This is a genomic window from Streptococcus orisratti DSM 15617 (genome assembly GCF_000380105.1).
Lineage (GTDB): Bacteria > Bacillota > Bacilli > Lactobacillales > Streptococcaceae > Streptococcus > Streptococcus orisratti.
Genome location: NZ_KB904482.1, coordinates 1 through 24,824 on the forward strand (window position 1 = coordinate 1; position 24,824 = coordinate 24,824).

At 37.3% G+C, this 24,824-nt stretch carries 23 protein-coding genes and 1 other RNA gene; 17 read left to right on the forward strand and 7 right to left on the reverse strand.

Translation table 11 applies throughout. The features are described from left to right. On the forward strand, positions 1 to 818 hold an 818-nt coding region (locus tag A3I7_RS0107965; protein WP_018376260.1), incomplete at its 5' end, for a tyrosine-type recombinase/integrase. Between the two features lie 218 nt (positions 819 to 1,036). Here A3I7_RS0107965 and A3I7_RS14110 read toward each other — a convergent pair. From A3I7_RS14110 to A3I7_RS0107980, 4 genes are all read right to left on the reverse strand, one after another. Then, a complete protein-coding gene (locus tag A3I7_RS14110) occupies positions 1,037 to 1,186 on the reverse strand; it encodes a hypothetical protein (RefSeq protein ID WP_211207762.1) in 150 nt (49 codons plus the stop codon). Positions 1,187 to 1,431: 245 nt separating this feature from the next. Further along, positions 1,432 to 2,061 (reverse strand): DUF3862 domain-containing protein, encoded by a 630-nt coding sequence (locus A3I7_RS0107970; protein WP_018376261.1) that lies wholly within the window; start codon positions 2,059 to 2,061, stop codon positions 1,432 to 1,434. 56 nt (positions 2,062 to 2,117) lie between these two features. Continuing rightward, positions 2,118 to 2,813 (reverse strand): LrgB family protein, encoded by a 696-nt coding sequence (locus A3I7_RS0107975; RefSeq protein ID WP_018376262.1) that lies wholly within the window; start codon positions 2,811 to 2,813, stop codon positions 2,118 to 2,120. Beyond that, on the reverse strand, positions 2,806 to 3,186 hold the full coding sequence (locus A3I7_RS0107980) for a CidA/LrgA family protein (RefSeq protein WP_018376263.1): 381 nt from the start codon (positions 3,184 to 3,186) through the stop codon (positions 2,806 to 2,808). The genes A3I7_RS0107975 and A3I7_RS0107980 overlap by 8 nt, the downstream gene beginning before the upstream one ends. Positions 3,187 to 3,681: 495 nt before the next feature. On the opposite strand from A3I7_RS0107980, the gene A3I7_RS0107985 reads away from it, so the two are divergent. The 3 genes from A3I7_RS0107985 to A3I7_RS0107995 are packed head-to-tail and all read left to right on the forward strand — an operon-like array spanning position 3,682 to position 5,515. Beyond that, positions 3,682 to 4,050: a GntR family transcriptional regulator gene (locus A3I7_RS0107985; protein WP_018376264.1), complete on the forward strand. Its 369-nt coding sequence runs from the start codon at positions 3,682 to 3,684 to the stop codon at positions 4,048 to 4,050. 1 nt (position 4,051) lies between these two features. Continuing rightward, the gene (locus A3I7_RS0107990) at positions 4,052 to 4,750 is read left to right on the forward strand and encodes an ABC transporter ATP-binding protein (RefSeq protein WP_018376265.1); all 699 of its coding nucleotides are present in this window, start codon (positions 4,052 to 4,054) and stop codon (positions 4,748 to 4,750) included. 9 nt (positions 4,751 to 4,759) lie between these two features. Then, positions 4,760 to 5,515: a hypothetical protein gene (locus tag A3I7_RS0107995; RefSeq protein ID WP_018376266.1), complete on the forward strand. Its 756-nt coding sequence runs from the start codon at positions 4,760 to 4,762 to the stop codon at positions 5,513 to 5,515. Positions 5,516 to 5,557: 42 nt separating this feature from the next. On the opposite strand, the gene A3I7_RS0108000 is transcribed toward A3I7_RS0107995, so the two are convergent. Continuing rightward, a complete protein-coding gene (locus tag A3I7_RS0108000) occupies positions 5,558 to 6,169 on the reverse strand; it encodes a TVP38/TMEM64 family protein (protein ID WP_026217187.1) in 612 nt (203 codons plus the stop codon). Between the two features lie 89 nt (positions 6,170 to 6,258). Between A3I7_RS0108000 and ssrA the strand changes: the two genes are divergently transcribed. The 10 genes from ssrA (at position 6,259) to A3I7_RS0108045 (ending at position 19,269) form a co-directional block, all read left to right on the forward strand. After that, positions 6,259 to 6,607, forward strand: a transfer-messenger RNA (tmRNA) gene (ssrA, locus tag A3I7_RS13700). Between the two features lie 794 nt (positions 6,608 to 7,401). Then, positions 7,402 to 10,503 carry a DNA polymerase III subunit alpha gene (locus A3I7_RS0108005; RefSeq protein WP_018376268.1) on the forward strand — a complete coding sequence of 1,034 codons (3,102 nt, stop codon included), beginning with the start codon at positions 7,402 to 7,404 and terminating at the stop codon, positions 10,501 to 10,503. 71 nt (positions 10,504 to 10,574) lie between these two features. Next, positions 10,575 to 11,588: a 6-phosphofructokinase gene (pfkA, locus tag A3I7_RS0108010; protein WP_018376269.1), complete on the forward strand. Its 1,014-nt coding sequence runs from the start codon at positions 10,575 to 10,577 to the stop codon at positions 11,586 to 11,588. A 76-nt stretch (positions 11,589 to 11,664) separates the two neighbouring features. Beyond that, complete coding sequence (gene pyk / locus A3I7_RS0108015; RefSeq protein WP_018376270.1) at positions 11,665 to 13,167, forward strand: pyruvate kinase; 1,503 nt, start codon at positions 11,665 to 11,667, stop codon at positions 13,165 to 13,167. A 272-nt stretch (positions 13,168 to 13,439) separates the two neighbouring features. Then, on the forward strand, positions 13,440 to 13,997 hold the full coding sequence (gene lepB / locus A3I7_RS0108020; RefSeq protein WP_018376271.1) for a signal peptidase I: 558 nt from the start codon (positions 13,440 to 13,442) through the stop codon (positions 13,995 to 13,997). A gap of 182 nt (positions 13,998 to 14,179) precedes the next feature. Continuing rightward, on the forward strand, positions 14,180 to 15,994 hold the full coding sequence (gene glmS / locus A3I7_RS0108025; protein ID WP_018376272.1) for a glutamine--fructose-6-phosphate transaminase (isomerizing): 1,815 nt from the start codon (positions 14,180 to 14,182) through the stop codon (positions 15,992 to 15,994). A gap of 416 nt (positions 15,995 to 16,410) precedes the next feature. Beyond that, positions 16,411 to 16,743 (forward strand): zinc ribbon domain-containing protein YjdM, encoded by a 333-nt coding sequence (locus tag A3I7_RS0108030; RefSeq protein WP_002891088.1) that lies wholly within the window; start codon positions 16,411 to 16,413, stop codon positions 16,741 to 16,743. A 390-nt stretch (positions 16,744 to 17,133) separates the two neighbouring features. Continuing rightward, positions 17,134 to 17,775, forward strand: a complete 642-nt coding sequence (locus A3I7_RS0108035) for an amino acid ABC transporter permease (protein ID WP_018376273.1) — start codon at positions 17,134 to 17,136, stop codon at positions 17,773 to 17,775. Positions 17,776 to 17,786: 11 nt separating this feature from the next. Next, positions 17,787 to 18,416 (forward strand): amino acid ABC transporter ATP-binding protein, encoded by a 630-nt coding sequence (locus A3I7_RS0108040; RefSeq protein ID WP_018376274.1) that lies wholly within the window; start codon positions 17,787 to 17,789, stop codon positions 18,414 to 18,416. 19 nt (positions 18,417 to 18,435) lie between these two features. Beyond that, on the forward strand, positions 18,436 to 19,269 hold the full coding sequence (locus A3I7_RS0108045) for an amino acid ABC transporter substrate-binding protein (protein ID WP_018376275.1): 834 nt from the start codon (positions 18,436 to 18,438) through the stop codon (positions 19,267 to 19,269). A gap of 220 nt (positions 19,270 to 19,489) precedes the next feature. Here A3I7_RS0108045 and A3I7_RS0108050 read toward each other — a convergent pair whose 3' ends face one another. Beyond that, on the reverse strand, positions 19,490 to 21,139 hold the full coding sequence (locus A3I7_RS0108050; protein WP_018376276.1) for an Rqc2 family fibronectin-binding protein: 1,650 nt from the start codon (positions 21,137 to 21,139) through the stop codon (positions 19,490 to 19,492). Positions 21,140 to 21,275: 136 nt separating this feature from the next. Further along, complete coding sequence (locus A3I7_RS0108055) at positions 21,276 to 21,554, reverse strand: hypothetical protein (protein WP_018376277.1); 279 nt, start codon at positions 21,552 to 21,554, stop codon at positions 21,276 to 21,278. A 317-nt stretch (positions 21,555 to 21,871) separates the two neighbouring features. On the opposite strand from A3I7_RS0108055, the gene trpX reads away from it, so the two are divergent. The 3 genes from trpX to A3I7_RS0108070 are packed head-to-tail and all read left to right on the forward strand — an operon-like array spanning position 21,872 to position 24,522. Next, on the forward strand, positions 21,872 to 22,882 hold the full coding sequence (trpX, locus tag A3I7_RS0108060) for a tryptophan ABC transporter substrate-binding protein (protein ID WP_018376278.1): 1,011 nt from the start codon (positions 21,872 to 21,874) through the stop codon (positions 22,880 to 22,882). Between the two features lie 15 nt (positions 22,883 to 22,897). Beyond that, positions 22,898 to 23,767, forward strand: coding sequence for an ABC transporter permease (locus tag A3I7_RS0108065; RefSeq protein ID WP_018376279.1), 870 nt, complete (start codon positions 22,898 to 22,900; stop codon positions 23,765 to 23,767). Then, positions 23,764 to 24,522: an ABC transporter ATP-binding protein gene (locus tag A3I7_RS0108070; RefSeq protein WP_018376280.1), complete on the forward strand. Its 759-nt coding sequence runs from the start codon at positions 23,764 to 23,766 to the stop codon at positions 24,520 to 24,522. Before A3I7_RS0108065 ends, A3I7_RS0108070 begins: the two co-directional genes overlap by 4 nt. Positions 24,523 to 24,824: the final 302 nt, after the last annotated feature.

A 24,824-nucleotide genomic window follows, 5' to 3' on the forward strand; every position in this document is an offset into this window, starting at 1 on the left:
AACGAGCTCAAAAAGGAAGGGCAAAAGATTTTGGAGCTGTAGCTCATAAGTTAAGCGATATTTTTGACTTTGGGATAACAAACTATGGTTTGTTAAAGAATCCAGCATTGACTATCAAAATTCCTCCAAAGCCAAAGGCAAACAAGAAGCGAATTATGGTACTACATGATGAAGATNTATCACACTGGTTAAAATTTTTATCAGATTTACCAGATACACGAGCTAATCGTAGGTTCAAAGTCATTTGCAACACCCTACTTGCTTCAGCTTGCCGTATCAATGAATTGCTAGCATTGGAGATTCATGATTTAGATATAGAAACCAATGAAATTGTCGTAAATAAAACTCTAATGTGGAAAAGGGCAAATAAAAAGCTAGGTTTAAAGGGTGAGATGGTTTGTAAACCAACTCCAAAAACCGACGCTGGAAATAGGCGAATTCCTGTTCCTAATGAAATAATTGTTACTTTAGTTAATTTTCACAATGAGATGAATGCTTATTTTGAAAAACATGGCTTACCCAAATCTGATTTAATTTTCCCAACAATTTATGGAAACTATATGTGCGATAGAAATGAGCGTGCTACACTCAAGAAGCGCCTGTCCTCACTAGGATTGCCTGATTATGGTTTTCACTTATTCCGTCACACTCACGCTTCTTTGATGTTAAATGCTGGAGCAAACTGGAAAGAATTGCAAATCAGAATGGGACATAAGTCTATCACGACGACAATGGACACCTATGCTGAATTGGCACCTAAGCAAAAATTTAGAGCAGTGGATATTTATCTTGATAAAGTTTCAAAATTAACAGCTTGATTTATCTCTACATTTTTCTCTACACATTAGATACGACTCGTTCTCAAACCTTGATTTAACAGGGTTTACAACCGCTAAAATAGACATTATTAGACCTTTACTGATCTAACATGACTTTTCCCCTTTTATTTTTAGTGTACCATAGAAAAAAACTAACCTACCACAAAACGTGATAGGTTAGTTAACTTAATGACATTGGGCACAGATCCAGCCTTTTCTTAACTGTTGAGGTATTGTTGGTCACGTTCAGGGATATTTCTTGGTCGGAGCGGTAACGCTCGGCCCGAACCATCAAACCATATTTTTCCCTCAGGTCTAAGATGACCTGCATCATGGGGAGACATGGTGCAGGCTGTCCGCTTTGTCATACAATATCCTGATTGTAGGAACACTAGTTATCAACGCTAAAGATACCATTGTCTCTATTCTACAAAATATGACTAGGCCTATCAATTATAAGATCTAGCAAAATTGAAAATTACAGATGAACAATATGGGGAGACTTTACATCTATGGAAAAGAAGCCTCAATTATCCAAATTATTGTATTTGTAGGAGTTTGTCTACGTTCCAACATCTTCATACAAAGGTGTCTTTATCTAGCCCTAAAATGATTATTTGTTCAACCCAGTTTGACTTTTTTGAGTCAACGCATCGTTTTCAAAACTTAGTGTGATACTAGCTGAACGACTTTGGTCAGAATTTGATTCTGATTTAAATCCGCTAACCCACATTGCTTGTAGTTCTACCTTATCAGAAGAAGCTGCTTGAGAAAAATCATCAGGTTCTCCTAAAATCTCAATTGCTTGTTTAAAAGTCATTCCATTTTCAAGTTTGTCATACATTTTCTGATCAATAGTAGCTTTTCGCGAAAAAACAAAGTTTGAAATAGAGCGAGCAATAGAACTATTTTCAAATAATTGAACTGTTACCACAACAGAGTCAAAGTTCCATGTATAAGAATCCAATGTTACATCGCCAGCGGGAGTCTGACTTTGAGAAGTTGGCTCACCGTACATCGCTTTTAATTCTTCAAGGGTTGTACCTCCCTTAAATTCATTGGCAGCCTGAGCAAGAACAATTTTATTGAAATTAAGTCGAACATCCTCATGTTCAGTTTTTGAACTGGAAGTTAACAATTCAGTATCGGAGCTAGGTGAAGTAGCCTCCTTATTTTTGTTAGAGCAGGCGGTGAGACTAATTAGTAAGAGACTCAATGTCACGAGATAAAATCCTTTTTTCACTTGATTTTCCTTTTTAATCTTTTTTTTTATTGTATCATATTTGAAGAGTGACAGAGCTATTTTAGGATAATTTGTGCAACGATTGGGCTAACTAGGACATAAGTCATCCCCGTGATACCGATAGCTAACCCAGCCATTGCTCCCTCAACACGACCATATTTTAAAGCAGTTCCTGTTCCAATAGCATGCCCTGTTCCACCTAGGGCTAGTCCGATGGCAACAGGATCATCAATTTTTAATAGGGAGAGAAAGACTGGTCCCAAGACACTTGTTAGGATGCCAGTAATCACAACGACAACTAAGGTAATTGTTGTAATTCCTCCCATTTTATCGGTAATCCCAATTGCCATAGCTGTTGTCACCGACTTAGGGAAAAGAGAAATGGCAAGGAAATATTTCATCCCAAAGAGTTTGGCAATAAAAGCCGTAAAACTAGTGTTAATGACACAAGAGATAAGAATACCAAGTAAAATACTCCTAATATGATGTTTCATCAAATGAAAGGAGCGATAGAGAGGAATTCCGAGAGCAACTGTTGACGGTACAATTAACATATTGAGATAACTGCCACCAACATAATAATCCTTGTAAGAAATGCCAGTTGTTTTTAGAAAAATAATGATAAAAGCAGTGGCCAAGAGGAGTGGTGTTGTAATTGGATGAGGAAATCGTCGAAAAATTAGTATTCCAAATAGATAGGCTAAGATGGATAACATAATACCAAAAATAGGATTAGAAAAAAGTTCAGTCATGACGTGCTCCTTTGTCAATATAGTCTCCTTCGAAATTTTTCTTAATGATTTGAACAACGAAACCAATGACAGCAATATTGATGAAAATGGCTGCTAAAATTATCAATGAGATAGGAAGTAAGTAAGGTTTGATATCTGAAAATTTTTCCATAATACCTACCGCTGCAGGCAAGAAGAGAATGGTCATATTAGCCAATAAAAAATCACCAACTAGAGTAATATGTCTAAGACGAATGATTTTAAATTCTAAGGCTAGAAATAGCAAAGTTAGTCCAATAATACTTCCTGGCACAGGAAGGTGAAAAATGGATGAAATAGCTTCTCCAAGAAAGGAGAAGACAAGAATAATCATAAATTGAACGTATAATTTCATATAAAACTCCTTCGTTTATAAGTCTACTACTCTACTTATTTTTTTCAAGCACCTGAAACGTTTACATGAAAAACTTTCTGAAAAATTTGAAATAAACAGGCAATTTACAGAAAATATAACAGTATTCACCCAAAAAATAAAACGAATCTGTTCCTCAAAACCATCACCACGAAAATAGTAGTAGGAAGGTCGTAGTACTATCAAAAATGAAAGAGAAAGTCTGTTCATTTCACTGATTTAAACTTGCTAAAACCATATATCCTGTTCAATATGCCATTGTCACCGAATCTTAGAACCTGTATTCACAGTTCAGCACTCTCATCTCTTATATAAAAGCACTTCACTTGTAAATACAGGTTATTAGTGCATTAAGATAAGATTTACTTTTAAGTATAAAATAAATCAGCAAATGGCTTGACTTTTTGGTAACATTTTTGTATCGTTTAAATGGTACAAATGTTTTTACTTATTTAATATATCAGAAGGAGGCACCGTATGTCCTGGAAATTTGATGAAAAATCGCCGATTTATGCACAAATTGCGCAGCATGTTAAAATGCAAATTATCAGTCAAGAAATCAAAAGTGGCGAGCAACTTCCGACTGTTCGTGAGTTAGCAGAGATTGCCGGAGTTAACCCTAACACCATGCAACGTGCTTTCTCAGAACTAGAACGCGAAGGTATGGTCTATTCACAAAGAACGTCTGGTCGATTTGTAACAGATGATACAGAAATTATTGCACAAAAACGTAAAGAAGTAGCTGAATTAGAACTGAGAAATTTTGTTGACAATATGGCCAAGATTGGTTTTGACACTCAAGATATCCCCTCAATACTAGAAACTTATCTCAAGGAGGTTGACTAAGATGACCCAACTTTTGCAACTACATCATGTCACAAAATCATATAAAAAACAAGTTGTGATCGATGATTTGAGCCTTACTTTGCCAACTGGAAAGATTATAGGTTTGCTTGGTTCAAACGGTAGTGGTAAGACTACTTTGATAAAATTAATTAATGGCTTGCTACAACCGGATTCAGGGGATATTGTTATTGATGGTTACCGTCCTTCTATTGAAACAAAAAAGATTATTTCTTATCTCCCAGACACAACTTACTTTAGAGATTGGATGAAAATTAAAGATATTATTGACTATTTTGAGGATTTTTATGATGATTTCTCTCGTGAAAAAGCCAATTGTCTGTTGAAAGATTTAGATTTAGATCCTAATGCACAATTGAAAAATCTTTCTAAGGGAAATAAGGAAAAAGTTCAGCTCATCCTTGTCATGAGTCGTCAAGCAAAATTGTATATTCTAGATGAGCCGATTGGAGGAGTTGATCCTGCAGCGCGTGACTATATTTTGCGCACAATAATAAACAACTATTCTGAAGATGCATCAGTGATTATTTCAACTCATCTCATTGCAGATATTGAGTCAGTTCTTGATGAAGTCATCTTCCTTAAAGAAGGACGGATAATTTTGCAAGGAAATGCAGATGATATACGTGAAGAATATGGCGAGTCAATTGATTCGCTGTTTCGTGATAAGTACAGGGTATAGGAGGATAATATGTTTGCAAAACTCTTAAAATACGAATTCAAGTATGTGGGAAAGTGGTATTTTGCCTTAAATAGTGCAATCCTTGTTATTGCTCCCATTTTAGGATTTTTCTTAAAATCGCTGATGGAACGAACAGATAATTTGACTTCGTCTATTATTCCTTTCTCCTTATTTTTAATTTTAGGTGCTTTAATTGCAAGTTCGTGGGCGGCGACCATATTCATTATCATCAAACGCTTCTATAACAATATTTTTGGTAGAGAAGGTTACCTAACATTAACCCTACCAGCCTCGATTCACCAGATTATCTTATCTAAGTTAGTAGCATCAATAATTTGGAGTTTCTTCAATGCTCTGGTTATTATCATCGCAATTTTATTGGTTGTCATTCCTTCTGTAGGTGTTAAAGAACTGTTGATTGTCTTACCTTATATCCATGAAATATTTCCTGAAAGCAATACGTTTTTCTTCAGTTTATATGTGCTACTATCTGCTATTGCAGGAACCTTGATGATTTACCTAGCCATAGCTTTAGGACAATTATTTACTGATCGTCGTGTGTTAATGGGCTTTGTTTTCTATGTCGTCTTAGCCATTTTGCTTTCTATTCTGTCAGTGATGTTTGTTGATAATAATCTTCTCATCAATGACCAAATTTATTCTACACGATTTTATTATTACTACTTTGTGCAGTTTATCGTTGAGATTGCTATTTTTTACAGTGGCACATACTTTATTATCAAGAATAAATTAAATATTCAATAAAAAAAGCCATCAGATGTGTTAATCCATGTCTGATGGTGTTTTCTATTTTAAAAATATTTTAACTAAATCACCGCCGAAGATCCAAAGGTAACTATAACCAATGATAGATAGCGGTTTTGCAATGATGTTGATAATCATGAACTTTCGGAACGACATTTGTGTCAATCCAGTAATCATGACCATGACATCTGCTGGAGAAATAGGAGAAGCCATGCAAAAAATGAAGAATCGCTCATAACCAGGAGTTTCTAGTTTCGCTTCGTAGCGATAAAAAGTTTCTTCTGATACAAAAAGAAGAATGAACTTTCGGCCAAAGATACGAACCAATTGAAAAAGAATACCACTCCCCACTAGGATACCTATGTAGTTATAGATAAAACCCAAAACTGGACCAAAAATAAGAAAACCAGCGATGGTTGTAACTCCCCCAGGTATAACTGGAAAGACAACTTGTATAATCTGAATCAAGATAAAAACAAGTGGTCCCCAAAAACGATAGTGCTTAACAAGACTTTTCAATTCATTACTGTCATTAAGTATGCCCTGACGGTAGAGCCAGATAACAAAAACGCCTGAGGCAATGAGTGCTAATACTCCCAAAACTTTAATGACTTTTTGCCAAAATAGATAACGTTGTGACAATTTCATTTTCATGCTTCTATCATAACATATCTACTATTTTTTTGCTATTTGAAACATTATTTGCTATAATGTACAGGTGAGTGTATCACATTGTCTTGTCTGGGGTCGTTACGGATTCGACAGGCATTATGAGGCATATTTTGCGACTCGTGTGGCGACGTAAACGCTCAGTTAAATATAACTGCAAAAAATACAAACTCTTACGCTTTAGCTGCCTAAAAACCAGCGGGCGTGACTTCTGTTGACTTATCTGTGGTTAGCTAGAGGTCTTATTATTAGCAGATTACGTTTGGTTATTGCCTAGCTGACCAAAAAGAGATTGATAGGCTCGCTGTGACAAGGGTTGAGTTATGTGTCGTGTCTCAGTTAAATCAAATGCATAACCTATGGTTGTAGACAAATATGTTGGCAGGTGTTTGGACGTGGGTTCGACTCCCACCGGCTCCATTTAAGGTTTTTAAAACTTCTAAACCCTTTTAGTTAAAGGGTTTTTTGCTTATATTTGTTTTAGAACCTGTATTCACAGTTCATACTCTTCGAAAATCAAAATTATCCGTTGTCAACTTGCCTTGATGAACTCAAGTTCTATCGTCGGCTTCGTTTCCTAGGCTACTTTTGATTTTCATTGAGTATCAGCGCTTCTATCCAAGGCTAGTTTTGAGTTACTCATCCGTAGTTTTTTTCAAAATACAGTCAATATTCTCTCCAAAAACTGCCTTGATTAGCGAAAAACTATCTTTTATCTATAAGCACTTCGCTTGTTAGGTATCGGGTCTTAAAAATGGAAGTGGGAAAATGCGGAGTTTAGAGAAAGTTGATATTTTGTATTTTTTTCTAATCTTCTCAAAGTCTAGCGCTGTTAGATGACCTCTAATCAGTGGAAAATGATTTGCTTTTTCTACAATTTGGCACATTTCATAGTATAATAAAGATGTTGATATACAAAAAGAGTAGAAGATAGTACTTGTTACTTTCTTAATGTCATACAATTAAAAGCAGTCTTCACATTTAATGAAAATTAAATCAAGTTAACAGGGTCTGAATTTGGTTTTTGAAGAGTATCAGTTGAAATGCTATTACCCTTCACCTAGGCTCAAGTAAAATTTGTGAGTGAATTCTTTTATTTTTGTTAAAGGATGAAATAGCCTACTTGTGTGCGAATACAATCAAGATTGACCAGTGTACAAGGAAATGATTTTCAGATATTGAACTAAATAGATATAACTAATCGAGAAGGAGAAATTATGTTTGCCCAATTAGATACCAAAACGGTTTATTCATTTATGGATAGTCTAGTTGATTTGAAAACTTACATTGCTACGGCAAAGACTTTGGGATATAAGACCATTGGTATTATGGACAAAGATAATTTGTATGTGGCTTATCATTTTATCAAAGAAGCTCAAGCGAGTGGTTTGCAACCTGTTCTTGGTTTAGAGTTAAAAATCCTATTAGAGACGACAGAGTTATCTCTTTATTTGATTGCCTTAAATACAAACGGTTATCAAAATTTGATGAAAATCTCGACCAGACAAATGACCGAGAGAATTTCGTTGGAAGAATTACCGACCTATCTGTTAGATATTGCCGTTATCCTTCCAGAGGATTTAGAAGCTGATAATCTAAACTTGCCATTTCAATACTACATTGGTGTGTGGGAAGACTCACCTCAAAAGAATTACACAAAACCGATTCTTCCCTTACAACCTGTTCGCTATTTTAACAGTGATGATGTTGAGACGCTACACATGCTACATGCCATTCGGGATAATCTTCCCCTGAAAGATGTTCCGCCAGCACCGAATAATCAAAACCTGAAAGATTGTGCTATAGTTACCCAAGTTTTTCAGGAGAAATTTCCAGAAGCCTTGATAAATTTAGAAAAATTGGTTGCAGAAATTTCTTATGAGTTTAACACTGAATTAAAATTGCCACGTTTCAATCGTCAAAAATTGGCAGTAGATGAGTTGGCAGAGTTAACTGAACAGGGCTTGAAAAAGAAAAACCTTTGGTTACCTGCTTATCAGGAAAGGCTGAAGCATGAACTGACTGTTATTCACAAAATGGGCTTTGATGATTATTTTCTTATCGTTTGGGATTTACTGCGTTTTGGTCGTAGCCGCGGTTACTATATGGGAATGGGCCGTGGTTCTGCTGCTGGAAGTCTAGTTTCCTTTGCATTAGATATCACGGGTATTGACCCCGTCAAAAATAATCTACTTTTTGAACGTTTTCTAAACGAAGAGCGTTACAGCATGCCTGATATTGATATTGATTTGCCAGATATTTATCGTAGTGAATTTTTACACTATGTTCGCAATCGTTATGGTAGCTTGCATTCTGCGCAGATTGTGACTTTTTCTACATTTGGTGCCAAACAAGCTATTCGTGATGTTTTTAAACGTTTTGGCGCCCCCGAATATGAATTGACCAATATCACTAAAAAAATAGGTTTTCGAGATAATTTGACGAGTGTTTATGAAAACAATCTAGCTTTTCGCCAAATTATCAACAGTAAAATGGAATACCAGCGTGCCTTTGCTATCGCCAAGCGAATTGAAGGCAATCCACGACAGACCTCCATTCATGCAGCAGGCGTTGTGATGAGTGATGACAATTTGACTGATCACATTCCGCTTAAAGCAGGCGAGGATATGATGATTACACAATATGATGCCAGCGCTGTTGAAGCAAATGGTTTGCTAAAAATGGACTTTTTAGGATTACGTAATCTGACCTTTGTTCAAAAAATGCAGGAAAAACTTGCCAAAGAATACGGTCAAGTCATTGATATTAAGTCTATCAATTTAGAAGATGAGGCAACAATGGCCCTTTTTGCTTCAGGGAAAACTAAGGGAATTTTCCAGTTTGAGCAAAGCGGAGCAATCAATCTTTTAAAACGAATCAAACCTAGGAAATTCGAAGATATTGTTGCAACAACGAGTCTTAATCGTCCAGGAGCCAGTGATTACACAGAAAATTTTATTCGGCGTCGTTTTGGTCAGGAAGCGGTTGATTTGATTGACCCGGCCATCTCATCTATCCTTGAACCAACTTATGGCATCATGCTTTACCAAGAGCAGGTTATGCAAATTGCGCAGATTTATGCTGGATTTACACTTGGAAAGGCCGATTTACTTCGTCGTGCAATGTCAAAGAAAAATTTGACAGAGATGAAGAAAATGGAAGCTGAATTTTTGAGCGGTGCCCAACAACTAGGTCATCCTTTGGAGACTGCTCAAAATTTATTTGAACGCATGGCTAAATTTGCTGGTTATGGTTTTAATCGAAGTCATGCTTTTGCATACTCGGCCTTAGCTTTTCAGCTTGCTTACTTCAAAACACACTACCCAAGTGTTTTCTTTGATGTTATGTTGAATTATTCCAGTGCTGATTACATCACTGACGCTATGGACTTGGGATTTACTCTAGATGGATTTGACATCAATAACGTTCCTTACTCTGATAAAATTTCCAATGGTCGTATATCTTTGGGGTTACGGAACATTAAAGCGATTTCTCGCGACATGGCATACTGGATCATTGAAAACCGCCCATTTAGTAATGTTGAAGATTTTCTAACACGTTTGCCTGCGAATTATCAAAAGAACGAATACATCTTACCTTTGATTAGAGTAGGAGCCTTTGATAAGTTTGATGGAAACAGACACAAAATAGAGGAAAATCTCGAAAATCTTTTTGTGTTTGTTAATGAATTGGGGAGTCTTTTTGCGGATACATCCTATAATTGGATTGAACTTGATGATTATTCTTTGGCAGAAAAGTACCAGATGGAGCAGGAGATTCTTGGTGTAGGACTTAGTCCCCATCCACTTGCGGAGATTGCCAAACGTTCTAGTCAGAAATTTACAGCCTTAGCTGATTTACAAGAAAATACCCAGACAACTGTTTTAGTTGAGTTGATTGACAATCATGTAATTCGTACTAAATCGGGTCAACAAATGGCTTTTCTCAAAGTAACAGATACCCATAAAAAGACAGATGTTACCCTATTTCCAGAAACATTTGCACAATACAGGGATCAGTTGAGGGTGGGAGCGTATTACTACTTGACTGGGAAAATTCAGAAGCGTGATGGTCGTCTACAAATGGTGATGACACGGGCACAAGAAGTTAGTTCGGAACGGCTATGGCTACTATTAGAAAATCATCAAAATGACCAAGTAATCTCTGAGTTGTTGGAAGAATACCCAGGAAGCTACAACGTTGTTCTTCACTATCAAGATAGTAAGCAAACCTTGCAATTACAGAATATTTCAGTAAAAAAATCGCAAGAACTGCTTGAAAAGCTAAACCCCTATGTTATGAAAACGATTTTTCGGTGAAAAAAATAAAGCTTTTTGTTAACGAATGTGCTATAATAGGGACGTTAGATTAATAATAAGGAGTATAGGAAATGAAACGTATTGCTGTTTTGACTAGTGGCGGTGACGCTCCTGGTATGAACGCTGCTGTTCGTGCAGTTGTTCGTAAAGCAATTTCAGAAGGAATGGAAGCCTATGGTATCAACCGTGGATACGCGGGAATGGTGGAAGGTGATATCTTCCCATTGGATGCTCAAAGTGTTTCAAATACTTTGTCACACGGTGGAACATTCCTCCAATCAGCTCGTTACCCTGAGTTTGCAACACTTGAAGGGCAACTAAAAGGTATTGAACAGCTTAAAAAACACGGCATCGAAGGTGTTGTCGTTGTTGGTGGAGATGGTTCATATCATGGTGCTATGCGTTTGACTGAGCATGGTTTCCCAGCAGTTGGTGTTCCTGGAACAATTGATAATGACATCGCTGGAACTGACTATACAATTGGTTTTGATACAGCTATCAACACAGCGACAGAAGCTTTGGATAAAATTCGTGATACTTCATTTAGTCACGGTCGTACTTTTGTTGTTGAAGTCATGGGTCGTAATGCCGGAGACATCGCTCTTTGGGCGGGTATTGCAGCAGGTGCCGACCAAATTATCATCCCAGAAGAAGCCTATGATATCAACGAAGTTGTTCGTAAAGTTCGTGAAGGCTATGAAGAAAAAGGAAAACATCGCCACATTATCGTTCTTGCTGAAGGTGTGATGCATGCAGAAAAATTTGCTCAGTTGATGAAAGAAGCTGGTGATACAAGTGACCTTCGTGCAACGAACTTAGGTCATATCCTTCGTGGTGGTGCACCAACTCCACGTGATCGTGTTCTCGCATCATGGATGGGGGCACATGCGGTTACACTTCTTAAAGAAGGACGCGGCGGTCTTGCTGTCGGTGTGCACAACGAACAACTTGTAGAAAGTCCAATCCTTGGAACAGCAGAAGAAGGTGCTTTGTTCACATTGACAGAAGACGGTAAGATTATTGTTAATAATCCACACAAAGCACGTCTTGACTTGGCTCAATTGAACCGTGACATCGCTCACTAAGAAGTCTGTTTTACCTATTCATTTTAGTTATCAATGTCGTAAATCGACAAAAAAATAAAGGGAGTTTCATATTATCATGCATAAACGTGTAAAAATTGTTGCTACACTCGGACCTGCGGTAGAAATCCGCGGCGGTAAAAAATTTGGTGATGATGGTTATTGGGGTGAAAAACTCGATCATCAAGCATCAGCTGAAAAAATCGCTGAATTGATTAAAGAAGGAGCTAATGTTTTCCGTTTCAACTTCTCACACGGGGACCATGCTGAACAAGGTGAACGTATGGAAGTCGTTCGTAAAGCAGAAGAAATCGCTGGTCAAAAAGTTGGTTTCCTTCTTGATACTAAAGGACCTGAAATTCGTACAGAATTGTTCGAAGGTGATGCTAAAGAGTACTCATACAAAACTGGTGAAGTGATTCGTGTTGCTACAAAACAAGGTATCAAATCAACTCGTGAAGTTATCGCTTTGAACGTTGCAGGTGCACTTGATATCTTTGACGATGTTGAAGTTGGTAAACAAGTTCTTGTTGATGATGGTAAACTTGGACTTAAAGTTATCGAAAAAGATGCTGACAAACGTGAATTTGTCGTTGAAGTTGAAAATGATGGTATCATTGCTAAACAAAAAGGTGTAAACATTCCTTACACTAAAATTCCTTTCCCAGCACTTGCTGAACGTGATAACGCTGATATCCGTTTTGGTCTTGAACAAGGTCTTAACTTCATCGCTATCTCATTTGTACGTACTGCAAAAGACGTTAACGAAGTTCGTGCAATCTGTGAAGAAACTGGTAACGGACACGTTCGTTTGTTCGCAAAAATTGAAAACCAACAAGGTATCGACAACATCGATGAAATCATCGAAGCAGCTGATGGTATCATGATTGCTCGTGGTGACATGGGTATTGAAGTACCATTTGAAATGGTGCCAGTTTACCAAAAAATGATCATTACTAAAGTTAATGCAGCTGGTAAAGCAGTTATCACAGCAACAAACATGCTTGAAACAATGACTGATAAACCACGTGCAACTCGTTCAGAAGTATCTGACGTCTTCAACGCTGTTATCGACGGTACAGATGCAACAATGCTTTCTGGTGAGTCAGCTAACGGTAAATACCCAGTTGAATCAGTTCGTACAATGGCTACAATTGATAAAAATGCTCAAACTCTTCTTAAAGAGTATGGACGTCTTGATTCATCTAAATTCCCACGTGAAACTAAAACAGAAGTTGTTGCGTCAGCAGTTAAAGATGCTACAAATTCAATGAACATCAAACTTGTTGTTGCCCTTACAGAATCTGGTTCAACAGCACGTGCTATTTCTAAGTACCGTCCAGAAGCTGATATCTTGGCAGTAACATTTGATGAGAAAACTCAAAAATCACTTATGATTAACTGGGGTGTTATTCCAGTTGTTACTGAAAAACCAGCTTCAACAGATGATATGTTTGAAGTAGCTGAAAAAGTTGCTCTTGAATCAGGCCTTGTTGAATCAGGTGACAACATCATCATCGTGGCAGGTGTTCCAGTAGGATCAGGTGGAACTAATACAATGCGTATCCGTACAGTAAAATAAGGCGGTAAGTCAGAAATCTTTGATTTTGTTGACGTATCCCTGTCAGTAGTGCTAGGATACTTACAATTCAGAAAATGAAGAGTATCCAGCCGTTTACGACGAAAAAAGTCTATCATATCAAGCGTTTAGAGCTTGTTTGATAGGCTTTTTTGCTTTGAAGAGTAAACTAGAGTTTGGATGATAAGTTTTATTGCAAAGTTTCAATTAGAATTGAGGGCTTTTTTTATTGTCTAAAAAATGATATACTATTCAAGTATAGAATTGGAGTTGTTATGGTTAAACGTGATTTTATTAGAAATATTATCCTAGTTTTATTAGCGATATTAGTTTTTATTTTGATGAGAATTTTTATTTTCTCCACCTTTCGTGTTCATGAAGATGCTGCGAATCAATATCTGAAAAATGGCGATGTGGTTTTAGTGAACCGCAACAAGCAGCCCCAGTACAAAGACTTTATTGTTTACGAAGAGGATGGTATTTTCTATATTAGCCGAGTCATTGCTACACAAGGGCAATCGGTGACTTACATGGATGATATTTTTTATTTGGATAATGCCATTGAAACTCAGGATTACATAGAGTCGTTGAAGAGTAGTTACCTTTCCCAAGCACCAGCGGGTTCCCTCTTTACCGATGATTTCACAGTTGAGACAATTACTGGCAAGACTGGTAATGTTGTTCCAAAAGGGAAATATTTGGTTCTGAATGACGATCGACAAAATACGAATGATAGTCGGAAATTTGGTCTGATTAGTAAATCACAAATCAGAGGTGTAGTAACCTTTAGGTTGCTTCCGTTGGGTAATTTTGGTTTTATTGATGTGGAGTAGTTTTTGACTACTCTTTTTTAATTTGATAAACTGACTATACCAATTCTTTAGTTGACAAAAAAAAAATAAAGTTATATACTGATTTCATCAAGTTTTGGTGGTGGATTATTAGACTGTACCAATTCTTAAATTTAACTTAAGGAGAAAGTAGTGGGCATATTTGCCGACTATCAGTAAAAAATATGTGTGGTATTGTAGGTGTCGTTGGAAGTCGTAACGCGACAGATATTTTAATGCAAGGTCTTGAAAAACTGGAGTATCGTGGCTATGATTCGGCAGGGATTTATGTTCTAAATGGTGCTGCTAATGGTCGTTTAATCAAGTCGGTTGGTCGTATCGCTGATCTTCGATCGAAAATTGGGATTGACGTTGCAGGTTCTACTGGTATCGGGCATACACGTTGGGCGACACACGGACCTGCATCAGAAGAGAATGCTCACCCACACACTTCAGAAACAGGACGTTTTGTCCTGGTTCATAATGGTGTGATTGAAAATTACCTTCAAATCAAAGATGATTATCTTTCAAATCACACCTTGAAAGGACAAACAGACACTGAAATTGCTGTTCACCTTGTTGGTCAATTTGTAACAGATGGTTTGTCTGTCTTGGAAGCTTTCAAAAAAGCTTTGCATATCATCGAAGGATCATACGCTTTTGCCCTTGTTGATGCAGAAGATGCAGATACGATTTATGTTGCTAAAAATAAATCACCACTTTTGATTGGTTTAGGTGATGGTTACAACATGGTATGTTCAGATGCGATGGCAATGATTCGCGAAACCAGCGAATTTATGGAAATTCATGACAAAGAACTAGTTGTCTTAACTAAAGATAGCGCGATAGTAACAGATTATGATGGTAATGCGATTGAACGTGGTAGTTACACGGCAGAACTTGATTTGTCTGATATCGGTAAAGGAACTTATCCTTACTACATGCTCAAAGAAATCGATGAACAACCTACTGTAATGCGTAAATTGACCAAGGCTTATACAGATGACGATGATAAGATTATTGTTGATCAAGAAATTATTGATGCTGTCAAAGAAGCAGACCGTCTCTATATTATTGCAGCAGGGACTTCTTATCATGCTGGTTTTGCAGCTAAAACCATGCTCGAAACTTTAACAGAAACACCAGTTGAATTAGGAATTTCGTCAGAATGGGGTTATAATCAACCACTGCTCAGCAAAAAGCCTTTGTTTATCTTCATTAGTCAGTCGGGTGAAACTGCTGATAGCCGTCAGGTTTTGGTACGTGCCAATGAACTAGGTATTCCAAGCTTAACAGTGACCAATGTTCCAGGTTCAACGCTTTCTCGTGAAGCGACCTATACTATGCTTCTTCATGCTGGTCCAGAGATTGCTGTTGCTTCAACCAAAGCCTATACAGCTCAAATTGCAACTCTTGCTGTACTGGCTAAGGCAGTAGGTGAGGCTATTGGTAATCAAGCTGCTAAAGATTTTGATTTAGTACATGAATTTGCCATTGCAGCACAATCAATTGAAGCGACCTTAACCGAAAAAGATCTGATTGCTGAAAAAGTTGAAAAACTTCTCAGTACTACTCGCAATGCTTTCTACATTGGTCGTGGGAATGATTACTATGTTGCAATGGAAGCATCTTTGAAATTAAAGGAAATTTCTTACATTCAGTGTGAAGGTTTTGCAGCGGGGGAATTGAAACACGGTACTATTTCATTGATTGAAGATGGCGTGCCTGTGTTAGCACTTATTTCAGGCTCAGAACGTATTGCAGCACATACTCGCGGAAATATCCAAGAAGTTGTAGCACGCGGTGCTAATGTGTTAACGATTGTTGAAGAAGATTTGGCAAAAGAAGGTGATGATATCATTATAAACAAAGTCCACCCATTCTTGACAGCGATTTCGATGGTTGTGCCAACACAGTTAATCGCATACTTTGCAACCCTACAACGTGGTCTTGATGTTGATAAACCACGTAATCTAGCCAAATCAGTTACAGTTGAATAAAGATTAACAACATAAAAGTTAGGTAGAAGTACCTAGCTTTTATATTGTCTCCTTAGAACTTTTAAATAAGAGATCGTTTTTCGCTAATCAAGCCATTTTTTTGAGAGAATACTGACTGTATTTTGAAAAAAAGTTCTTGAGTCTTTGGAAATCAGAATCAGTCAACAAAGTCTAAAAAATGATGAAATGCAAACCAAAAGACTAGCTCGGTTCTTCCAATCGTGTAGATACAGGAGTAATATGTTTAGTTGGTTATAAGAAATTGTGATTTACTCAGATACCGAAGGTCTGAGAGTTAACCATTTTTACTTCGCTTTTATCTTTTTGATGTTTGAAAACAATTTCAGAAACCTGTTGTCTTGCTAAATACTCATGAGTACAGTAGAATAAAGGTATATCGTTTTAAAGGAGAATTTATGTCGTTACCAAATTGCCCAAAATGTAATTCTGAATATGTTTATGAGGACGGCATCTTGCTGGTTTGTCCAGAATGTGCTTATGAATGGGATCCAAATGAAGTCGCAGAAGAAGAGGGACTTGTTGTCCTTGATAGCAACGGAACTCGCTTAGCTGACGGTGATACTGTAACAGTTATCAAAGATTTGAAAGTAAAAGGTGCTCCCAAAGACATCAAGCAAGGCACTCGTGTTAAGAATATCCGTCTTGTTGAAGGTGATCATAATATTGATTGTAAAATTGATGGTTTTGGTGCCATGAAACTCAAATCAGAATTTGTTAAAAAAATTTAGAACCTGTATTCACAAGTAAAGTGCTTTTAGATAAGAGATAGTTTTTAATACTCAATGAAAATCAAAAGTAGCCTAGGAAACGAAGCCGACGATAGAACTTGAGTTCATCAAGGCAAGTTGACAACGGATAATTTTGATTTTCGAAGAGTATAACTAATCAAGGCAGTTTTTGAGAGAATACTGACAGTATTTTAAAAAAACTAACAATGAGTAGCTGAAAACCTAGCCTTAGATGGAAGGGTTGAACTGTGAATACAAGGTCTAAGTGAGACAGCAGCTATTTCATTTTAAGTGAAGTAGCTGTATTTTTATAAGCTTTTTTTCTTTACGACTCTTCTAAATCGTCTGAAAATTTGCTATAATGTCATTATATCGAAAATAGGAGAGGCTATGTCATATATATTACAAGTTTTGCCTAGCTTGTTGAACGGCGCTGTGGTGACTTTACAGGTTTTCTTTATTGTCATTGTTTTGTCTATTCCGCTAGGTGCGATTCTTGCTTTTTTGATGCAAGTAAAATTTAAACCTTTGCAGTGGTTATTGACCCTCTATGTCTGGGTCATGCGTGGAACTCCTCTGCTCTTGCAGTTAATCTTCTTTTATTACGTTTTACCTAGCGTTGGTATTACTTTTGACCGTATGCCAGCTGCAATTTTAGCCTTTGTGATGAATTATGCAGCCTACTTTGCTGAGATTTTCCGCGGCGGTATCGAGGCTATCCCTAAAGGGCAGTATGAAGCGGCAAAGGTTTTGAAATTTACCCAGTTACAAACGATCCGTTTCATCATCTTGCCTCAAGTGATTAAGATAGTTTTACCAAGTGTTTTCAATGAAGTCATTAACCTTGTCAAAGATTCTTCATTGGTTTATGTTCTTGGTGTTGGTGATCTTCTTTTGGCAAGTAAGACTGCGGCAAATCGTGATGCAACTTTGGCGCCAATGTTTATCGCAGGAGCTATTTACCTCATCTTGATTGGTGTGGTGACAATCTTGTCTAAGCGTGTCGAAAAGAAGTTTAGTTTTTACAAATAAGAGGTGACCAGATGTTAGAATTAAAAAATATTTCAAAACAATTTGGTCAGAAACAGATTTTTGACCACTTTAATCTCATCATTGAGGACGGTAAGGTTTTATCACTTGTCGGCCCTTCAGGTGGAGGTAAGACAACCCTTCTGCGTATGCTTGCTGGTTTGGAAAAGATTGACTCTGGAGAAATTATTCATAACGGCAAAGAGGTTCCAATCAATCATTTGGAAAATCTCAATTTGCTTGGTTTTGTTTTTCAAGATTTCCAGCTTTTCCCTCATTTGACTGTTTTAGATAATTTGACACTTTCACCAGTTAAAACAATGAACATGGACAAAGAAACTGCCAAGAAAAAAGCTATGGATTTACTTGAACGCTTAGGTCTTGGAGAACATGCTGACGTCTATCCGTATTCGCTCTCTGGTGGGCAAAAACAACGTGTTGCCTTGGCGCGTGCTATGATGATTGACCCACAAATTATCGGCTATGATGAGCCGACCAGTGCTCTGGATCCTGAGTTACGTCAGGAAGTTGAAAAGTTAATCTTGCAAAATCGTCAAGCTGGCATCACTCAGATTGTTGTCACACACGATTTGCAATTTGCAGAAAACATTTCAGATAATATTTTAAAAATCAATCCAAAATAAGAAAGTTCTAGGTGTGTTTATGAAGTTGAAAAAAGTTTTATTAGGTGCAGTAACCTTGTTTGCGGCAGTTTCTCTAGCAGCCTGCGGGTCAAAAAGTTCGACAAGTAAGGATAATTGGGAAACCTACACGTCTAAAAAATCAATCACGATTGGTTTTGACAATACCTTTGTGCCAATGGGGTACGAAGATGACAAGGGCAATAATGTCGGCTTTGACATTGATTTGGCAAATGCAGTCTTCAAAGAATATGGCATCAAAGTTAAATGGCAACCAATCAATTGGGATTTGAAAGAGACTGAATTGAAAAATGGCAAAATCGACTTGATTTGGAATGGCTATTCTATCACAAAAGAGCGTCAAGCCAAAGTAGCTTTCACAAATCCTTACATGAAAAATGAACAAGTTCTTGTGACCAAAAAATCATCAGGCATTGATAGTTTTGAGGGTATGAAGGACAAGGTTCTTGGGGCTCAGTCTGGTTCATCTGGATATGATGCTTTTACATCTAAGCCTGAAGTTTTGAAAGACCTTGTAAAGGATAATGACGCGACACAATATGAAACGTTCACGCAGGCACTTATTGACCTTAAAAATGATCGTATTGACGGACTTTTGATTGACCGTGTGTATGCAAATTACTACCTCGCTCAGGAAGGTGAACTCGACCAATACAATATCATTGAAAGCAAATTTGACGGTGAAGACTTTGCCGCAGGTGTACGCAAAGAGGATAAGACGTTAGTAAAAAAAGTTAATGCTGCCTTCAAGAAACTATATGAGACTGGAAAATTCCAAGAAATCTCTAAAAAATGGTTTGGCGAAGACGTTGCAACGGATGAGGTTAGCAAATAAGTGTCTTCTATGGACGAAGCATACCTTAATTGTTAGATAAAAATCAGCTATTCACGATTATTGAACAGCTGATTTTTTGTTAAGTAAGAGTTTTTGTTCCAGATTCTGACATTTTGAACATCCTCTTATCAAAATGACTTGTTAGGCAGATGGTTGTGTTTCGGTATTAGATTAGAGGCATTTAGATTAATCTATAAAAGAAATGAATATTTTTGCGTCATCACTGCTTCATAGATTGAATTTTTTCTTCGGTAGGGGTAACGCGTAATGTTTTTTGACCAGTATAGGTTACAAAGCCTGGTTTGCCACCAGTTGGTTTGTTGAGTTTTTTAGCTTCAATCATATCAACTTGAACAAGGTTTGATAAGCGAGCCTTGGAGTAGTAGGCAGCTAGTTCAGCCGCATCTGTTTTGACTTCATCACTTGGGTTGAGGTTATCCTTAATAAGGACATGGCTACCTGGAATATCTTTGGCATGGAACCAAAGTTCCCCTTTTTTTGCCATTTTAAAAGTTAATTCATCATTTTGCAGGTTGTTACGCCCAACCATGATAATGGTCTTGCCATCTGAAGCCAGATACTGTTCTGGTTTTTTACGTTTGTGACGTTTGTCTGTTGACCGTCTCTTCATAAAGCCTGCTTGAACGAGTTCTTCTCGGATATCCTCAATTTCATCCATATTGGCCTGAGAAAGGCTATACTCGACACTTTCAAAATAATGGATGCTTTGTTTGGTTTCCTCAATTAACCCAGTTAAATGCTTCACAGCTTCTTTTAACTTTTGATATTTTTTAAAATAACGCTGGGCATTTTGATTAGGTGTCAAAGCTTTATCTAGTGCAATCGTAATTTTTTGACCAGTATAGTAGTTGTCTAGTTCAACGCTATCTTGATTGTTTGGAACTAAACTTAAAAAAGTGGTTAACAGCTCCCCTTTTTGTCGAAATTCTTCGGCATTGTCTGTGTCTGATAATTCTTTTTCTTGCTTGGCAAGTTTTTTCCGATTTTTATCTAGTTCGTTTTGTACTCGGTGAATCAAATCACTGGCTTGCTGAGCGATGCGATCGCGTTCGGCTTTTTCTTGGTAGAAGTAGTCCATTACTTCAGATAAGGTGTGGAAGTTTTGGAGACTATCAGAAAATAGCACAGCAGCAAAGCTATTTTCAGTCAGGTTAGGCTGACAACTTTGAGCAAAAAAAGTCCTAAACTGTTTTAGTTTGTTATCAGTTAGCTGCGCAGCTAATTGACTGGCGGTATCGCGTCCAAGTCCTTGAAAGAGCCTTTGAAGGTTTTTAGGTGACAAGTCCTCTGTCTGTAAGATTTCAAAGAGTTTCTCATCAACGATGGTAAAGGGATTTCTCGCGTCAGTTTGAGGTGGCGCGATGTAGGTAGAGCCAGGCAAGATAGTACGGTAGCTATTTTGTGAGAAACCGATGTGTTTGATTGACTCGATAATTTTATTTTCAGACTTATCAATCAAAATGATATTGCTATGTTTGCCCATGATTTCGATAATCAAAGTGACTTTAATGTGATCACCAATCTCGTTTTTATTAGAAAATGCGATTTCTAAAATACGGTCATTTTCAATCTGCGTAATGTTTTCAATGACTGCCCCTTGAAGGTATTTTCGCATAATCATGGTAAACGTATTTGGTATCTGGGGATTAGGCAGATCTGCTTTTGTAGTTTGAATACGTCCAAAAACAGGGTGAGCAGAAATGAGAAGTTTGTAATTTTGGTAATTGTTACGAATAGTTAAAACCAACTCACGCTCAAAAGGCTGATTGACCTTTTGAATGCGTCCGTAAAGTAGCTCTTCTTGTAATTCTTTTGTTAAATGGTGTAGAAAAAAACCATCAAATGACATGATTAAAGTTGCCGCAAGTTTAGTTTGTAAAGAATATCAAAATATTAACTAATCTGGCGACGTCTCCTTTCTAATCTCATGTATTCAATTCCTTTATTATACCATATCCTTTCAAGAATCTGTCATTTAGAATAAGCTATGATTTTAATTTTTGGATGATAGAAATGAGTTCTTGGTAATGAGGATTATCCATTTTGATGATGGCATAGGTTTTAGTAGAGATATCTTTAAACTTTTGAGAACTAGTAACGATATCTTTGTTTGCTAAGATACGTTCGGCGATAACTTGACTAACAATCGTAATTCCGGTACCTGATAAGACCTCGTGTTCAATGAGTGATAAATTGTCAATGGAAAGGTGATGTTGTGTGGGGAGGTGGTTGATTTCTCTGTGTGACTTAACAAGTGGGGACAAGAAATAAAATTAAGAAAATTTCGAAAAGTGCTTGCAATTTTCAGAATATAGTGTATAATTATAGAAAAACACAGGAGGAAGCTAAGATGAACATGACACAAACTCTTACGAATTGGCAAAGCTGGCGTATGTAAAGGTTGTGTTTATGTGTGTGCATAGATACGACTTTTGGAGTACTTCTAAAAAGTATCTGTGCGCTAGGTCTTAGTTCAAGGTAAAAGGCGCGTAGTAAGGGTTACTAGGCGTTTTTCTTTTTAGTAGGCTCAATTGATTGATAAAAAGAATATTATGAAATGTTTTACGAGAGGAGAAAGTTTATGAAAAATAAAGCACTTATTGGAACACTTATTGCCCTTGGACTTGTCGTTGTTGGCTCTTTTGCTTATAATAATTTGTCAAAAAGCAACTCACAAGCAGGTGATACAAAAGATGTTGTAAAAGTTGGTATTTTACAATACGTTACACACGATGCCCTTGATCAGATTGAAAAAGGAATTGAAGATGGACTGGCCGATGCAGGTTATGATGGGGATAATATTGATTTGACAGTCTTAAATTCTGAGGGCGATCAAAGTAAAATTCAAACCATGAGTAAAAAGTTAGTCAATGATAAAAATGATGTTTTGATTGGTATTGCAACCCCAGCTGCTCAAGGTTTGGCAGGTGCTACAAAGGATATTCCAGTGGTTATGGGAGCTATCTCAGACCCAGTTGGAGCCAAACTAGTGAAGAATTTGAAAAAACCAGAAGGAAACGTTACTGGGACGTCTAATCATGTACCACTGAAGCAAACGGTTGAACTTATTCAGGATATTACCCCAAATGCTAAGACCATAGGTATTTTATACGCTAGTAGTGAGGATAACTCCGTTTCACAGGTAGCAGAATTTAAAAAATACGCTCAAGCATCTGGTCTCAGTGTTATTGAATATGCTGTACCATCAACCAATGAAATTACAACTACAATGTCAGTCATGACAGGAAAGGTTGATGCTATCTTCGTACCACAGGATAATACTATTGCCTCAGCCTTTCCAACAGTTGTTTCTTCAGCAAATGCTGCTAAAATACCTGTCTATTCAAGCGTGGATACTATGGTAGAACAAGGCTCCATCGCTTCTGTTGCTCAGAGTCAATATGATCTTGGTGTTGAAACAGCCAAAATTGCTGTCAAACTTCTAAACGGTAAATCTGTTAAGGAGGTTCCAGTTAATGTCATTGATACAGGAACACCAACAGTTAATCTAAAGGCTGCTAAAGAGCTTGGTATCACTATTCCAGACAGCGTTTTAGAAGAGGCTGATATTGCAGTCAAAGAAAATGAATAGAAAGAAGCAACACTTATGATTATCTCATCAGTATCACAAGGATTACTTTGGGGCGTACTCGGGTTGGGAATTTACCTTACCTTTAGAATTTTAAATTTTCCAGATATGACAACAGAAGGCTCTTTTCCATTAGGCGGAGCAGTGGCAGTGACTTTGATGAACAACGGTACTCATCCATTGTTTGCGACATTAGCAGGAACATTAGCTGGATGTTTGGCAGGACTTGTGACAGGTCTCCTCTACACCAAAGGAAAAATCCCAACCTTACTGGCAGGAATATTGGTTATGACATCTTGTAATTCCATCATGCTCATGGTTATGGGGCGAGCTAATCTTGGACTACTTGATATTAAAACCTTACAAGATTTATTTCCCTTTACAAAGGAAAGTAATCTATTGATTTTAGGTTTAATTGTGGTGATTTTGGTCATTGCTACACTGATATATTTCTTGTACACCCGACTTGGCCAAGCCTATATTGCTACGGGAGATAATCGTGAAATGGCAAAGAGTTTTGGGATAAACACTGATCGCATGGAAGTGATGGGCTTGGTAGTATCAAATGGTTTGATTGCTCTTTCAGGTGCCTTGGTTAGTCAACAAGATGGCTATGCCGATGTTTCTAAAGGGATTGGTGTTATTGTTATCGGACTAGCCAGTATTATCATTGGTGAGGTTCTCTATTCCACAGGATTGACGTTGTTAGAGCGCCTGATAGCTATTGTCATTGGTTCGATTTTCTATCAATTTTTAATAGCAGCTGTCATTGCGCTTGGCTTTAATACGAATTATCTAAAACTTTTTAGTGCTCTTGTCTTAGCCATCTGTCTAATGATTCCTGTTTTGAGGCAAAAATTCTTTAAAGGAGTGACCTTATCACGATGAAAAAAATCATTGAACTAAAAAATGCAACTGTGCAAGTTAATAATGGTTTTGATGAGGTCAAAACAATACTTGACCATGTTAATTTGGACATTTATGAACATGACTTTTTAACGATCCTTGGTGGAAATGGTGCGGGGAAATCTACTCTATTCAACGTCATTGCCGGAACCCTCATGTTAACCAGTGGCAGTGTTGTCATTTTAGGAGAAGATGTGACAGCTCTTCCAGCTGAAAAAAGAGCCAAATATTTATCCCGCGTTTTTCAGGATCCCAAAATGGGGACGGCACCTCGTATGACAGTTGCGGAAAATCTCCTAATTGCTAAGTATCGTGGCGAGAAGCGCAGCTTTTCTCCACGAAAAATTCACGCTTTTACCGAAGAATTTACCCATCTGATTAGCAAGACGGGCAATGGTTTGGAAAAACATTTAGAGACTCCAACAGGGCTACTATCAGGTGGTCAACGTCAGGCGTTGAGTTTACTGATGGCAACGCTCAAACGCCCAGAACTCTTGCTCTTGGATGAACATACAGCAGCTTTGGATCCAAAAACTAGCGTGTCTCTTATGCAGTTAACAGATGATTTTGTGAAACAGGATAAGCTAACTGCTCTGATGATTACTCATCATATGGAAGACGCTCTTAAGTATGGTAACCGCCTCATTGTAATGAAGGATGGAAAAATTATCCAAGACCTCAAGCAAGCTGAAAAAGAAAAAATGAGTATTTCTGACTATTACCAACTATTTGAGTAGGTTAGATTTAGTGGGATTTACAATGGTGAATAAGGCTAGAACATTAGTTCTGGTCTTTTTACGTGCTTTTTTAGAAATATGTATTAAAAAATGTGAGTAGTAAAAGAAGTAACCTATTTTGATTAGTATGATTAATAGTCAACTTGCCTCTGATTTTAGGAATTCTGAGAAAAATATGGTACAATAAAAGTGCTGTAATTCGACTTGCTCACTCTGGACACAAATTCTTTGGAGCAAGGACCGTTTGTATGAAAAAGGAGCTAAAAAGCTCTGTTATTAAAAAAACACAGAAAAAGGAGAAA